We start from the raw sequence: 14,155 nt of genomic DNA on the forward strand, positions 1-14,155 counted from the left end.
TATCGTGCTGCAAGCGGAACGGCCGGAATCCCCTTCTTACATCGCTGCAGCGGTCGGATCATCCGTTACGAGATCTAACTTGAGCCCCATCGCCTGCGCCACCGTATGCAGCGTGTCGATCCGCGGAATGACGCCGCTTCTCTCCAGCCTGGCGATCGCAGCCTGCTTCAGTCCCGCCCGTTCCGCGAGCTGCGCTTGCGTAAGGCCCAGCTCGTGCCTGCGCGCTACGATTTTGGCCGCCAGCTGCGACGTAATCTCCTCATTCTCATCGGTCGTTAAACTTGCTTCACTCCAATTGTTCATTATTTTTCTCCTCCCAATCCGGATTCGGCTAAGCCGTCCTTTCCTAAGGAATCCGTTTCGCGTTGAAATATCTGTGCGGACAAGTAACAGGCAACCTATCGAATCGATATTCCAATCTAAAAGCGATTTGAGGAAAAACGCTCTCCTAAAAATGCGCTTTTATTGAAGAAAACGCCATAATGTTTCAAAAAAAACCTCCAGGAAGGCCTGGAGGTTCGCATACGTCATTGGATGCGAGGCGCAAATTAACAGTCGAAGTAGAGCGAATACTCGTGCGGATGAATACGGATCGATACCGCTTTAGCTTCGGAGCGCTTAAGCTCGATGTAGTTGTTGATGAAGTCTTGCGAGAATACGCCGCCTTCAGTCAAGAACTCGCTGTCCGCTTGCAGGGCGTCAAGCGCCTCGTCCAGGCTTGCAGGAACGCTGCGGATTTCGGAAAGCTCGGCGGAGGAAAGCTCGTAAATGTTTTTGTCGAACGGTCCGTAGCCCAATTTGCTCGGATCGATTTGTTTCTTGATGCCGTCAAGTCCTGCCATCAGCATTGCTGCGAAAGCAAGGTAAGGGTTAGCCGTGGAGTCCGGCGTACGGAACTCGATGCGGCAGCCTTTCGGCGTAACCGCTGCAACCGGAATACGAACGGCTGCGGAACGGTTGCCTTTGGAGAATACAAGGTTAACCGGCGCTTCGTAGCCAGGTACGAGACGTTTGAACGAGTTTGTGCTCGGGTTCGTGATCGCGATCAGTGCCGGAGCGTGGTACAAAATACCGCCGATGTAGTGCAGCGCCATTTCGCTCAGGTTCGCGTAGCCGCCTTTCTCATAGAACAAAGGCGTGTCGCCGTTAAAGATCGATTGGTGAACGTGCATCCCGCTTCCGTTGTCGCCGAACAGCGGCTTCGGCATGAAGGTTGCCACTTTGCCCCACTGGCGAGCTACGTTGTGGATGATATATTTATATTTCATCAAGTTGTCGGCTGTTTTGGTCAGCGTGTCGAAACGGAAGTTGATTTCGCCTTGGCCGGCAGTCGCCACTTCGTGGTGATGACGCTCGATGCGCAGGCCCGCTTCCATCATAAGACGGCACATTTCGCTGCGGATATCTTGCTGCGTGTCAGTCGGAGCAACCGGTACATAACCGCCCTTGTGCCCGACTTTGAAACCGAGGTTGCCGCCTTCTTCTTTGCGGCCCGTGTTCCAGAACGCTTCTTCGGAATCGACTTCGAAGTACGATTTGTTGATGCCCGTTTCGTAACGCACTTCGTCGAAGATGAAAAACTCGGATTCAGGAGCGAAGTAAGCCGCCGTGCCTACGCCTGCATTTTGCATGTACTCTTCCGCTTTCTGAGCGATGCCCCGCGGGTCGCGGTCGTAGCGTTCGCCGTCCGGCGTGAAAATGTTGCACATTATGATCAATGTCGGATGCTGCGTGAAAGCGTCAATGTAGGCCGATTCGGTGTCCGGCATCATTACCATGTCAGATTCTTCAATACCTTTGAACCCTTGGATCGATGAACCGTCGAAAGCTACCCCATTTGCGAACGTGCTTTCGTCGACTTCGACAGCCGGTACGGAAATATGATGCGCTTTGCCCAGCAAATCGACAAAACGGAAATCCACCCACTCGATGCTTTTTTCCTTAATTAAGCTCAAAACGTTTTGTACAGACATGATAATTCCTCCTAATTCCGAACATTCGCCACTGTCTTGACGATCATTGTTCAAGTTTTGTTTATCTTGTGTTTATTATAATTCGGCTGTTATTAAGCGTCAATACTTATGTCAGGTATTTTTTATTCTTGTGTCAGGTATGTTAACATTGTATGTCCATCATTTGGGTTTTGTTAAAAATATTAACTGAATAGGCGTTGTAAGCGAGCACAAAAGAAGCTTTATCCCATGCTGCGGATGCATCTAGCCGGCCTTTGGGAATACAAATAGCGGCCTCCAACGCATTCAGTCCTCCGATCGAACGATCAACTCAACCAGGCAACATCAATAAGCCGCGAAAAAGAGATTAGTTTTGTGCAAACGTTCCTTAGTTTCCTTCATTTCGCTTTCGCCGCCCCTCCCTATAATTAAGAAGTATAAGCGAGCTCAGCTATAACAAGTTCATGGAGGGATTACGATGGATAACGCGCTTCGATTATTGACGGATGAGCAAATGAGGACGTTCATTGCGGAAGGCTTTCTAATTCTTAATACCGATTTCTCAAAAACGTTTCACGATCAGCTGCTGGAAAAGCTGAACCATGTGTATCAGAACGAAGGCAATCCGGGCAACAACCTGCTCCCAAGAGTACGGGAATTGCAAAAAGTGTTTGACCATCCGGTAGTCAAAGGCGCCCTGACGAGCGTACTCGGTCCCGATTTCATGCTGCACGCGCATCGCCATGGCCACTACAACAATTCGCCGAAGCCGGGAGGCTGGCATAAAGACAGCTATTGGGGGTATTACCGCACGCGCAACCTCCGGCCTTGGTGGGCGATGATCATGTACTTCCCGCAGGATACGCCGCTCGAGCTCGGCCCGACCGGCATCATGCCGGGCACGCAATATTACGGTTCGCGTACGTTCGAATCCGACGAATGTGCAGGAGAAGCGACGGCCAAAGGCGCGGCGGGTACGTTCGCTCTTATCCATTACGATATATGGCATCGTTCCACTGCCAATACGGCGGGACTGGACCGCTATATGTTGAAGTTCGAATTTATGCGCACGCAGGCGCCGGTCGCACCGACATGGGATAACCGGAACCCCGAGTGGGTTACGCCTGCCGCTTTCAGCACGCCTATTTTGCCTCATGAAGCGCTTTGGCGCGATACATGGAACTGGATGTCAGGCCGTTCCACGCCGGAGGATGCGGGATATGCCGAGACTGACGGCGATATTGTGACGCTGCTTGAGCAGCTTCGCGGCTCCAGCGAAGAAGGCAGAGTGCGCGCCGCCGATCAATTGGCGCTGCTCGGCGGCAAAACCGCTGCCGCAGGCGCTGTGCCTGCGCTGGCCCAAGCGCTCGAGGATCCGTTCGAGCCGGTGGCCATCAATGCAGCATACGGTTTGGCGCGATTGGGAGATGCCGGCGTTTCAGCGCTGCTGCAGGCGCTGCGTCACGAGAGCAAGCAAGTCGCCCGTTCAGCGGCTTACGGGTTAACCGCAGCCGGCGAGCAAGCGGTGGACGGTTTGACCGAGGCGCTGCAAAGCGAACGCGAAGAAACCGTTGCGCTAGCCGTCTTCGCTCTGGGTGAGCTGCAAGATAAAGCGGCTTCCGCTCTGCCATCGCTCATTCGCCTGCTGAACGGCTCGTCAGAGGCCGTTCGCCGAGTCGTAGTGGAAGCGCTCGGCACGATCGGGGACCCCGGTATCGATTCGGTCGTCGCCTTGGCCAAAAGCTTGAAGGATGAAGACGTACAGGTGCGTTTCATGACCGGCCTCTCCCTTTGCAAGCTGGGCGCCAAAGCCGAGGCGGCTCTGCCGGAGCTGATCGAGGCGATGGAGGACGAAAATCGTTACGTCCGCGCTCATGCAGCCGAAGCTCTATACTATATCGGTACGCCGCAAGCATCGGCAGCGCTGCTCGACTTCTTGCGCTCCTCCCGCTGGTGCCCGACCACGACGCCGGCAAGCACGTTTTATCCGTAAGAAGCTCGAAAGGTATAAAGGGAATGGCCTGATGGCTTGTCTAAACTAGGGGCGGCCGGCACACGGAACCCTTCACCCGTGTCTTTCCGCCGCTGTATGGCATCGTCGTATGACCGGCGTGTGCCCTAGTTGCCAAAGCAAAAACCCATCATCCGAATATTCGGAGATGGGTTTTATGCTGTCTTACCGCACCATATCGGCGCGAAGGGTTTCGCTGTATAACGGCGGTCGGTCGACCGTTTTCCTTTACTTCTTCCAGGAGCCCGGCTCGATGACTTCCTTCGGCGTATCGAACCGTTTGCCGCATAGCGGCGCGAGCTTCTCCAGATCGGCCAGCAAGCCTGCGAACTGATCCGGGAAGAGCGACTGGACACCGTCGCCGGTCATCGAATTGTCGGGATCGGTGTGCATTTCGACGATCAAACCGTTCGCTCCCGCAGCGACGGATGCTTTGCACATCGACTCTACCAGCTCGCGGCGGCCTGTGCCATGGCTCGGATCCGAAATGACCGGCAAGTGGCTGAGGCCTTGAAGCACCGGAATCGCCGCCAAGTCCAGCGTATTGCGGGTGTAGGTTTCGAAGGTGCGAATGCCGCGCTCGCAAAGCATAACGTTCGGGTTGCCGCCTGCAAGAATGTACTCCGCCGCATTGAGGAATTCGTCGTATGTCGCGCTAAAGCCTCTCTTGAGCAGCACCGGCGTCTGGATCGTGCCGAGCTTGCGTAACAGGTCAAAGTTTTGCATATTCCGCGTTCCGACCTGCAGGATATCGGCATACTCCGCGCAAACATCCACGTATTCCGGCGTCATGACTTCTGTAATCGTAAGCAAGCCGTGCTTTTTGCCGGCCTCCGCCATCATGGCGAGCCCCTCTACGCCGATGCCTTGGAAGCTGTAAGGACCGGTCCGCGGTTTGAAGGCGCCGCCGCGAAGCACTTGGCCGCCGGCTTTTTTGACTAAACGCGCGATCTCGTCGATTTGCTCGGGAGATTCGACCGCACAAGGGCCGCCCATTATAACCAGCTGATCCCCGCCGATTTCCACATCTTTGATTTTGATGATCGTATTGTCCGGATGGAAGTCGCGGCTGGCGAGCTTGTAAGATTTCGAAATTTTCAGCACCTGCTCAACGCCGCTCATTTGGCGCAAATGCTCCGCGAGCGTCGGATCGAACTTGCCGATGATGCCGATTACCGTCCGGTCGACCCCCTGCGAAATGTGAGCCTGCACGCCGTGCTTCTCGATATATTTAACGATCTCCGCTACCCGTTCTTCGGAAACTTTATTCGATGTCACTACGATCATATTAATCTCTCCCATTCTGTAATTTCACGCTTCAACGCTTATACGCTTGTTCGCTTCAACGCTTATACGCTTTTAATCGTTAAAGCAACTATACAAGAAAAGTTATGACCCGTCAAGAGGGGGCCGAACGAAAAAACGCCGGCTGCATTCGGCCGGCGTTCAACACTATGAATGGTTATCCGGCGTCATTAGCTGCGCTTTACGCCGTTTGCGTCTTTCTTTACGTTTGGATGCGAAGGCCTCAAGCAGCCATTTGAGCGGGAAGTAAGTGACGATTCCAAGAACGACACCGACGACCATTCCCCCCACGATAAGCTGGAACGCGCCCCTCACAATCTTCTCTATTTTATCGGGCAGAAAATGCAGATAGTCCCCGAAATGTTTAGGGACGAGCATTTTCCCTACCTTCATATTGATAAAAGACATCGGAATATAAATGATTTTACCGAACAAAAAACCGATTAAGGCTCCGGGAAGACTCGCCCGCATTACATATACGACCGGTAAAATCAATAACGCGGCAAGTCCCGCGGTCGGCAGCGTAAACATCTCAGCCCACAAGCCGATGCTGAAACCTTTGGCTACTTTAGCCGGACCGCCTTTGGCGCGAAGCAGCATCAAATATTTATATTTCACCCAGCGGCGAGTTCCTGCCATACGAACACGCAGGGTTCTTTGCTTGCGCACTGTCGGCTCGACCAATGCTCCGCCGCTGTTCGTCGCCGGTAATCCGGCACGATCATTCGCCTGCTTTTCCATGTCGCTTACCCCATCCCCTGGCATCATTGCAAAATCATTCCTGTAGTGTCGACGGGAATACCTCGTCTGCCTTCGGGCGTCTTGCGACGAGGGAGGGCGAAAACGGACGGCTTCGGTCAACTTTTCGTTTTGACGGAAGGGATCAGCTTCTTCATATTGATGGTGCGCTTAATCTCCCAAGTTTGTTCGTCTGCGGGGTTATACTGCTCCAAGAATGTAATTAATTCTTTCGTTATTGGAGTTGGCGTTGAAGCGCCGGAAGTAACGGCTACTTTGCGGACGCCCTGCAGCCACTCCAGCTGAAGCTCGCTTATGTCGCCGATCCTGTACGCCTTAACGCCGGCAATTTGCTCGGACACCTGCGCAAGCCGATTCGAGTTGTTGCTGCGCGGGTCGCCCGCCACAAGCACGAGATCCGCCTGCTTGCCCTGCTCCGCTACCGCTTCCTGACGCACCTGCGTAGCCAGGCAAATCTCATTATGAATTTCAGCCGTCGGAAATTTGGCGATCAGCGCATTCATAATGTGGCGGATATCCCACTGGCTCATCGTCGTCTGGTTCGTTATAATGATCCGCTCCGTATCGAGTTCAAGAGCGTCGATCTCCTCGATCCGCTCGATCAGCCGGACATGATCCGGCGCAATGCCGAGCGCGCCTTCGGGCTCGGGATGCCCTTTCTTCCCGATATAGATGATGCGGTAACCGTCCGCTACCTTCTCGCGAATCAGGTCATGCGTTCTCGTTACGTCCGGACAAGTCGCATCGACGACGGTCAAGCCCTTGTCCCGGGCGCGCTTGCGCACCTCCGGCGAAACCCCGTGAGCCGTAAAAATGACGGTTCCTTTCTCAACCTGTTCCAAAATTTCAAGACGGTTTTCCCCGTCGAGCGTAACGATGCCTTCATCCTCGAAAAACTGCGTTACATGCGCATTATGGACAATCATGCCCAAAATATATATCGGTCGAGGCAGGTTTATGTTCTTAGCCGTCTGCATCGCTAACGCCATCGCATCGACTACCCCATAGCAGTAGCCCCGCGGCGATATTTTGATGACTTCCATAGTTTGTCCCACCCATCATTTATAAGAAACCGGCTTCCTATATCATTATACATCATATAAGAGCTGTTTTCTCATTATACCTTATTCCATAATCTCGGGGAAGCGGCTTGTCGGAAGCCAGACGACAAATGTCGTGCCTTCGTCTTTGCGTGTGGCGACTTCGATCGAGCCGCCATGCTCGTCTATTATCCATTTGGCGATGGACAGTCCGAGCCCGGTTCCCGACGTTTGTCCGCGGGATTTGTCGGCACGGTAGAAGCGCTCGAAAATATGCGGCACCTCTTCCTTGTCCATGCCGATTCCCGTATCGCTGATCCGAACGCCGATCTGATCGGAGCCTTTCAACGCGTCGATCCGCACATAACCTTCATCGGTATATTTGAACGCATTTTCTATGAAAATAAACAGCAGCTGCTGCAAGTAATCCCGGCTGCCGCTGACGACAGCGCCTTCGAGCGCGGATAAATCGCCGACGATAAAATCGACAGACTTCGGCAGCATGCCCGCTTTGCGGACGACCGTTTCGACAATCGGCAGCATTGGCAGCGCTTCTTTGGAAATTTGCAAGCCCGTATCAGCCCGCGCCAGCGACAATAGGTCGTTGACGAGACGGCTCATCCGCGAAGCTTCGCCGGCGATATCCTGCATCGCTTCCAGCGACAGCTCCATTTTGTCCTTATCGTCGAGCGCTCGTGCATTCTCATTTTCATTCTCCTGCTGACGCCACATTTTCTCGAGCAAGTCGACATTGCCGCGAATGGTCGTAAGCGGGGTGCGAAGCTCGTGCGAAGCGTCGGAAACGAAACGGCGCTGCGTCCGGTTCGACTCCTCAAGCTCGCCGTACATGAGCTGAATCCGCTCCAGCATGCTGTTTATCGTCGAAGTCAGCTTGCCGATTTCGTCCGGCGGGCCGATGTAATCGATCCGTTTGTCAAGGTCTGCGCCGTTCTCGATCTGCGCTGTGGCGGCGACAATATTGTCGATCGGCTTAAGCGCCTTCCGGGCGAGAAACAAACCGAAGGTAGCTGCAATAAAGAGTGTGATTAGGAAGAGCACAACCAGTACGTACATTAGCAATCTCATTTGATTGTCGATGCTGTCTACGATGGCAGCCACTTGCAACACAACGAATATATCGACATCGTTTTGTCTGTCTTCAAACTTAACCGGCACATTGTACATAAAGAAAGATTTACCCTGTGCCTTGAAGCGTTCAGCCATATTTTTGTCTTTTTTTGCCGCCGCTACAGCGCCTTCGGTCGGAAAAGGATAATCCGTCGTACTCTTAATAATCGAGCCGGATTGATCGGATACCTGCACGAAGTAACCGGGGTATCGAAATTGATCGAGCCGGTTTAAACCGTTGACGGCGTACTGCGTTTGTCCATTAATGACCCACCTGGTTACAGTTATTTTTTGTCGAATCTCAGAGCTGATCTCCTCCATCTGACTCTTCTGATTGCTGTAAAGCATTACGTTAAGCGCCCCGTAAAGCACCACGCCGAATACAAGCATCGTAACCGCGAGGAGACCCGAATACCACAGGGTCAGGCGCAACCTGATGGACATGCCGCTACTCTCCCCTCAATACGTAACCCGCGCCGCGGACCGTCTGAATAAGCCGCTTGCCGCCATGCTCTTCCGTTTTTTGTCTGATGAGCGCTATATAGACCTCGAGCACGTTAGACTCTCCGCTGTAATCGTAGCCCCATATTTTTTCCATAATCAAATCGCGCGACAACACCCGCTTCGGATTTTGCAGAAACAGATGAAGCAGCTCGAACTCCTTCGTAGTCAGATCAACCCGCTTCTCGCTGCGAAACACCTCCCGCGTATCGAGATCCATCACGACATCCTCGTAATACACCCGGTTGCTCGAAGCCTGCTCGGTGCGCTGCGCTTTACGGCGCAGGAGCACGCGAACACGCGCAAGCAGCTCCTCGAGCGCGAATGGCTTTACGAGATAATCGTCGGCTCCCAGGTCGAGCCCTTTTACGCGATCGCCGACTTCGTCTTTAGCCGTTAACATAAGCACCGGCGTATCGGCGCCGCCCTCGCGAAGCCGCCGCACGACCTCCCAGCCGTCGACCTTCGGCATCATAACGTCGAGCACGATCAAGTCCGGCTCCTGTTCGAGCACCTGCCTGAGCCCTTCCTGTCCGTTATCCGCCGTAAATACGGTATATCCTTCAAATGCGAGACTGCGGCGCAGCATCGAAATTATTTTATCGTCGTCGTCAACCACCAATATTTTTTCGCGCATCGGGTCACATCCTTCTTATGGGTTGCAGAGCTTGTCCTGTTATATATTTTACCAAAAATTTCGTCAAATGACCGCTAAGAAGACCAAAGAAAGAAGCAGCCGCACGGACTGCTTCTTCGTTAGCGGCTTATCGCAGCCGGCTTATTGCTGTTGATTTTGCTGCTGAACGTCGTTGCGGTTGCCGATCGTGACTTCGACATCGAGCTTTTTGCCGTCGCGCACGATACCCATCGTAATTTTATCGCCGACCTTGAACGACTGCACCTTCGCCTTCAGCTCGGTCGGATTTTTAACCGCCTCACCGTTGATCGACTGAATGACGTCATAGTTGCGAACTCCCGCTTTGAACGCCGGTCCGCCGAAGTCGACCGTCGCCACGAGAACGCCGTCGGTGGAATCGATTTTGAGCTCTTTCAAATACGATTGGTCGATAGGTTCCATCGTGATGCCGACATACGGATCGGGCTGCTTAGGAATTTCAACGTTTTTGATCAATTTGTCGAGCACTTCTTCCACAGTTTTCGTAGGAATGGCGAAGCCGATGCCTTGCGCTTGCGAGCTGACGGCCGTGTTGATGCCGATCACTTCGCCGTTCAGGTTAAGCAGCGGGCCGCCGGAGTTGCCCGGGTTGATGGAAGCGTCCGTTTGCAGCAGATGCTGATAATTGCGCGTTCCTTTGCTGTCCGGAATGCTGATCGGACGTTCCTTGGCGCTCAGCACGCCGACCGTTACCGTATGATCGAAGCCGTACGGGTTGCCGATCGCCACTACCCAGTCGCCGACGTTAACATCGCTTTCTTGCTTGCTCATCGGAAGAATCGGGAACTCTTTGTCCCCTTTGATTTTCAGAACGGCCAAGTCGAGATCATAGCTGTTGCCGAGCAGTTCCGCTTTGAATGGCGTATCGTAGCCTTGAACCGTCACTTGAATTTCATCCGCGCCGTCAACCACGTGCTGGTTGGTCAGGATATAGCCGTCCTTCTGGAAAATGAATCCCGAGCCCATTCCGGCTTCCTGCAATTTTCCGTCCGTGCTGCCGCTTTTGCCGCCGTTATTTGACTTCGGCTGCTGCTGGCTTCCTCCGTCCCCGAAGAAGTATTGGAAGAACGGATCGTCCATAATCGAGCCGCCGCTGCGGGAACGCGATTGGGCTTTGACGAACGTTTCAATTTTGACGACCGCCGGGCTGGCGTTCTGAACGATCGACGAAATATTGTCGGGTCGCCCCATATCGAGCGCTACGTTTTTCGTTCCGCCGCCGGAACCCGAATTCGATGAAGCCGGCGCCGACGAGCCCGTCCCGCTGCCGTTCGAACCCAATACGCCGCTGTCGCCCGTAAAAAGATTCATTTTGTCCGAAGCGAACATTAGCGATCCTACTACGACCGCCCCTGCCAGAAAAGCGGCAAAGCCGGATTTGAACATGCTGCCTTTCTTCGGCGGACCGCTGATCGTCCAAGACGCCGTAGGCTGCTGCATCGCGGCGTTATTATCCTGCTGAAGGCCGAAAGGACGGATCGGACGCGGCGGCGTCATCTCCACTTGATTGTCGGGAACCGACGATTGGGAAGCCGTCGGTTCCGGCTGCTGCTCTTCGTTCATCGAAGATTTGTACGGCCCGTACGAATAGTAATAGGAAGGCTTCTCTTGCTTGGCTTCGATATCGGTATCAAACTCTTTATTGCGATCCTGAGGATCGTTCGAGTTTCTGAAAAAGTCGCTGTAATCTTTTTTGTTTTGATCCATGATGGTTCCTCCTCCATTTTAAGACCGGCTCACTATAGGTCCGTTTGCATACCGCCGTTTATTCGCCGTGTATATGCAAGCGGTTATCGTTCATGTCCCTATCATGCACGCCCAACCTTAAATGAACCTTAAAAAACGTTAAAATGGAGCTAAATTAACGACTTTTTCGCAAAATTATTGCAGCAGACCTTTCTCGACCTTCCTCAGCACATCCTCCGCCTGCTCGACCCACGACGGCTCCACGTCCGCATCCGGATCCACCGGCTTCTGAAACTGGTCGACAAGCGCGCCGACCACCTTCGCCTCCGCCATATTGTCCAAGCCTTCATTGTATAGATGCTTCAGCACGAACGGCTGCCCGAATTTGATCACCGCATCGGATTGGTCGCTCTCCCCTTCCATCGTGCCATGCGTTACATGAAACGGGAGCCGAAGCCATACCTTGCGCTCCTCATCCAGATTGCGGTCAAAATATCCGTGGTCGTAATCCCAATTGCCCCCCAGCGAAAAATTATGATCGCCCAAATATTCTTGCACATTAACGAACGCTTCTTCTACATTTTCCAATTTGGAAGATAACGAGATCATCTCATCGCTCCTTACTTTGCCATTTTCCCCTAGGATGAACCAAGCGGGATGTTTTTATGTGGCAATGCTAACGAGCCGCACGAAGGGAAGACTATTTATAGGCCCAAACCATTTCCCCAAAATGTGACGCGGGATATGACATCCATCCAATTCAGCAAAGGAGGTGTCCTTTTTGGGACATCAAAGAAATAACCGCAATCATCGTTTCATTTATTCGTTCCTGCTTCTGTTTATCGCCGCCGCCGTAGCCTTGGGAAGCTTCCCGGCACAAGTTCATGCGCAGGGGCCGACCGACGTCGAATTTTTCGATGTAAAGGAAGGCAAAGTCGTCAAGACGGCTCCGTCCGACCGCAAAACGCATAAAGAAGCCTCCAAATGGCTGAAATCGATCGAAGGCCCCGTGCCGAATGCCGTCATCAATCCGCAGCAAGGCGTCGTTTGGAAGGTTCCGCTCGATCCGCCGGTCAAAGTCGACAATCAGTGGTTCAAAGGAACCGCGAACGTCGTTTTCGTTTTCTGGGAAAAACCGGATGCGAAGCCTTACTTACTGATCTTTACGCCGGACGGCAAGCCGCTTTTGTTTACGTTTAAGCATAGCTTGAAGCCATTCGTGAAAAAATACGATGTGAAGGACTTGTTCAAGTAACATTTGCGGAACAAGGATAAAAAAAGGAGCGGCTCGAAATATCGGGCCGTTCCCTTTTCCTGCGATCGGATTATTTCGCCGCCAAGCCCTTGCGGTGGGCATATATGGCAAGCTGCGTGCGGTCTTCCATTTCGCATTTCATAAGCAGGTTGCTGACATGCGTTTTGACCGTCTTGATGCTGATGTGGAGCTCGTCCGCGATTTCCTTGTTCGATTTGCCTTCCGCAATCAGGAGCAGCACTTCCTTCTCGCGTATCGTGAAGCCCTCGTCCCCGTCCTGCTGGACCGAACGCTGCCGCAGGCCGCGGGTCAGCGCCTGGGAAACCTCCGAGTTCATGACAGGCATGCCTTGGTGAGCGCCGCGAATGACATGCACAAGCTGATCGGACGAGATCGTCTTCAATACGTAGCTGACAGCCCCGGCTTCTATCGCCTTTACAACCTTCTCCTCTTCCAGAAAACTCGTCAGCATAACGATTTTCATCTGCGGCAGCTTGCCGATAATCCGCTCCGTCGCCTCAACGCCGTCCATGACGGGCATCATCAAATCCATTAAAATAACGTCCGGCAGCTCTACCTCGTTCCGTTCGAGCATATCGGCCGCTTCCTTACCGTTCGCCGCCTCCCCTACTACGCGAATATCCGCTTCCAGCAGCAAATAAGTTTTCAAGCCCAGCCGGACCATATCGTGGTCGTCGACGATCAACACTTTAATTTCCCCGCTCATCCAATTCGCTCCTCCTTCTTCAGTCGGGTTGAACCTTCCCAGTCCCGGTCCCGGCGGTTAGCCGGCTTATTGAACAAGTATTATTATGATGAAAATTTCGGAATCGAAATTTTGACGGTCGTGCCCTTTCCGACCAAACTGCGCACTTCGGCGTCGCCGCCCAGCCGCTGCGCCCGCTCCTTCATTGTGGACAAGCCGTAAGAGGAACGTTGAGCGCCGCCCGGCTCGAAGCCGATGCCGTTGTCGTCGATTTGCAGAACGATCTGCCGCCCTCCGTCGTGAAGCAGCAGCATGACATGATTCGCTCGCGCATGTTTGACGACATTGGCCATCGCCTCCTGGATGATGAGAAACAGCTGATGCTCGATCGCATCGGACAGCCTGTCGTCCAATCTGACATCGAGCTTTCCCTGCAAGCCGTTCTGCGAGCAATATACGGGAAACCATTGGTCCAGCGCCCCGTGCAGCGTTTTGCCTTCAAGCTCGAGGGGCCGGAGCTGCGCAATCAGACTGCGCATTTGCTTCTGGGCATGCTGCGACATCGTCACCAGCTGCTCCACGACGGTTTTCACCATTTCGGGACGCGCATCAAGCAGCTTTTCCAGCGAAGACGCTGACATATGAATCGCAAAAAGCTGCTGGCTTACCGTATCGTGCAAATCCCGCGCAAGCCGCTTCCGCTCCTCCAGCACAGCCGCCTCGTTCGATTGCGCCTGCAGCATGACGTTCTCCTCGCCCAGCTTCCGCAATAGCTTGATGCGGCCCTCCAGCGATTCGCTCATCTCGTTGAAATCTTGATAAATCGCATCGAAGCCCCCGTTTCCGGAGAGCGGAATCCGTTCGGACAAATTTCCTTTCACCGCTTGCTTAATCGCAAGATGAAGCTTGTCGACGTCGCGCTGTACGCCTCGGGCCGCCCAATATCCGATCGTGGGACCGATCAGCAGCAAACCGAGCACAAGCGCCATCAGCACCATCGGCTTGTCTTGCGCCAGCGTCTGAACCGGCAAATACAGCCAGCCGAGCAAACCGAGCGCCAAGGTCAAGCAAGCCCCCGCAAAATGATAAATGGGCGTTCGCCATTTGGCGTTCTTGATCCGATCCATCATAGCTAT

At 53.5% G+C, this 14,155-nt stretch carries 13 protein-coding genes; 2 read left to right on the forward strand and 11 right to left on the reverse strand.

Annotated elements, in window-relative coordinates:
- Window positions 1-36: 36 nt before the first annotated feature.
- On the reverse strand, window positions 37-303 hold the full coding sequence (locus DQG23_RS06335) for a helix-turn-helix domain-containing protein (RefSeq protein ID WP_113029957.1): 267 nt from the start codon (window positions 301-303) through the stop codon (window positions 37-39).
- Between the two features lie 245 nt (window positions 304-548).
- Window positions 549-1,973 (reverse strand): type I glutamate--ammonia ligase, encoded by a 1,425-nt coding sequence (glnA, locus tag DQG23_RS06340; protein WP_113029958.1) that lies wholly within the window; start codon window positions 1,971-1,973, stop codon window positions 549-551.
- A 457-nt stretch (window positions 1,974-2,430) separates the two neighbouring features.
- On the opposite strand from glnA, the gene DQG23_RS06345 reads away from it, so the two are divergent.
- Entirely contained in the window at window positions 2,431-3,945 is a 1,515-nt protein-coding gene (locus tag DQG23_RS06345) for a HEAT repeat domain-containing protein (RefSeq protein WP_113029959.1), read from the forward strand.
- 246 nt (window positions 3,946-4,191) lie between these two features.
- Here DQG23_RS06345 and aroF read toward each other — a convergent pair whose 3' ends face one another.
- The 7 genes from aroF to DQG23_RS06380 all read right to left on the reverse strand — a co-directional run bounded on the left by aroF (window position 4,192) and on the right by DQG23_RS06380 (window position 11,667).
- Window positions 4,192-5,250 carry a 3-deoxy-7-phosphoheptulonate synthase gene (aroF, locus tag DQG23_RS06350; RefSeq protein ID WP_113029960.1) on the reverse strand — a complete coding sequence of 353 codons (1,059 nt, stop codon included), beginning with the start codon at window positions 5,248-5,250 and terminating at the stop codon, window positions 4,192-4,194.
- A gap of 165 nt (window positions 5,251-5,415) precedes the next feature.
- Window positions 5,416-6,036, reverse strand: a complete 621-nt coding sequence (locus DQG23_RS06355; RefSeq protein ID WP_238177773.1) for a DUF2062 domain-containing protein — start codon at window positions 6,034-6,036, stop codon at window positions 5,416-5,418.
- Between the two features lie 89 nt (window positions 6,037-6,125).
- Window positions 6,126-7,070, reverse strand: coding sequence for a 4-hydroxy-3-methylbut-2-enyl diphosphate reductase (locus DQG23_RS06360; protein WP_113029961.1), 945 nt, complete (start codon window positions 7,068-7,070; stop codon window positions 6,126-6,128).
- An 81-nt stretch (window positions 7,071-7,151) separates the two neighbouring features.
- Window positions 7,152-8,639 carry a sensor histidine kinase gene (locus DQG23_RS06365; RefSeq protein WP_113029962.1) on the reverse strand — a complete coding sequence of 496 codons (1,488 nt, stop codon included), beginning with the start codon at window positions 8,637-8,639 and terminating at the stop codon, window positions 7,152-7,154.
- Window positions 8,640-8,643: 4 nt separating this feature from the next.
- On the reverse strand, window positions 8,644-9,333 hold the full coding sequence (locus DQG23_RS06370; protein WP_113029963.1) for a response regulator transcription factor: 690 nt from the start codon (window positions 9,331-9,333) through the stop codon (window positions 8,644-8,646).
- Window positions 9,334-9,474: 141 nt separating this feature from the next.
- Window positions 9,475-11,079, reverse strand: a complete 1,605-nt coding sequence (locus DQG23_RS06375) for a S1C family serine protease (protein ID WP_113029964.1) — start codon at window positions 11,077-11,079, stop codon at window positions 9,475-9,477.
- A 174-nt stretch (window positions 11,080-11,253) separates the two neighbouring features.
- On the reverse strand, window positions 11,254-11,667 hold the full coding sequence (locus tag DQG23_RS06380) for a YugN family protein (protein WP_113029965.1): 414 nt from the start codon (window positions 11,665-11,667) through the stop codon (window positions 11,254-11,256).
- A 172-nt stretch (window positions 11,668-11,839) separates the two neighbouring features.
- Between DQG23_RS06380 and DQG23_RS06385 the strand changes: the two genes are divergently transcribed.
- Window positions 11,840-12,313 carry a hypothetical protein gene (locus DQG23_RS06385; protein ID WP_113029966.1) on the forward strand — a complete coding sequence of 158 codons (474 nt, stop codon included), beginning with the start codon at window positions 11,840-11,842 and terminating at the stop codon, window positions 12,311-12,313.
- Window positions 12,314-12,383: 70 nt separating this feature from the next.
- Here DQG23_RS06385 and DQG23_RS06390 read toward each other — a convergent pair whose 3' ends face one another.
- Window positions 12,384-13,040, reverse strand: a complete 657-nt coding sequence (locus tag DQG23_RS06390; RefSeq protein ID WP_113029967.1) for a response regulator — start codon at window positions 13,038-13,040, stop codon at window positions 12,384-12,386.
- Between the two features lie 83 nt (window positions 13,041-13,123).
- Complete coding sequence (locus DQG23_RS06395) at window positions 13,124-14,149, reverse strand: sensor histidine kinase (protein ID WP_192894551.1); 1,026 nt, start codon at window positions 14,147-14,149, stop codon at window positions 13,124-13,126.
- Window positions 14,150-14,155: the final 6 nt, after the last annotated feature.

The organism is Paenibacillus contaminans (assembly GCF_003285015.1).
In the GTDB taxonomy this organism is placed as follows: domain Bacteria; phylum Bacillota; class Bacilli; order Paenibacillales; family NBRC-103111; genus Paenibacillus_V; species Paenibacillus_V contaminans.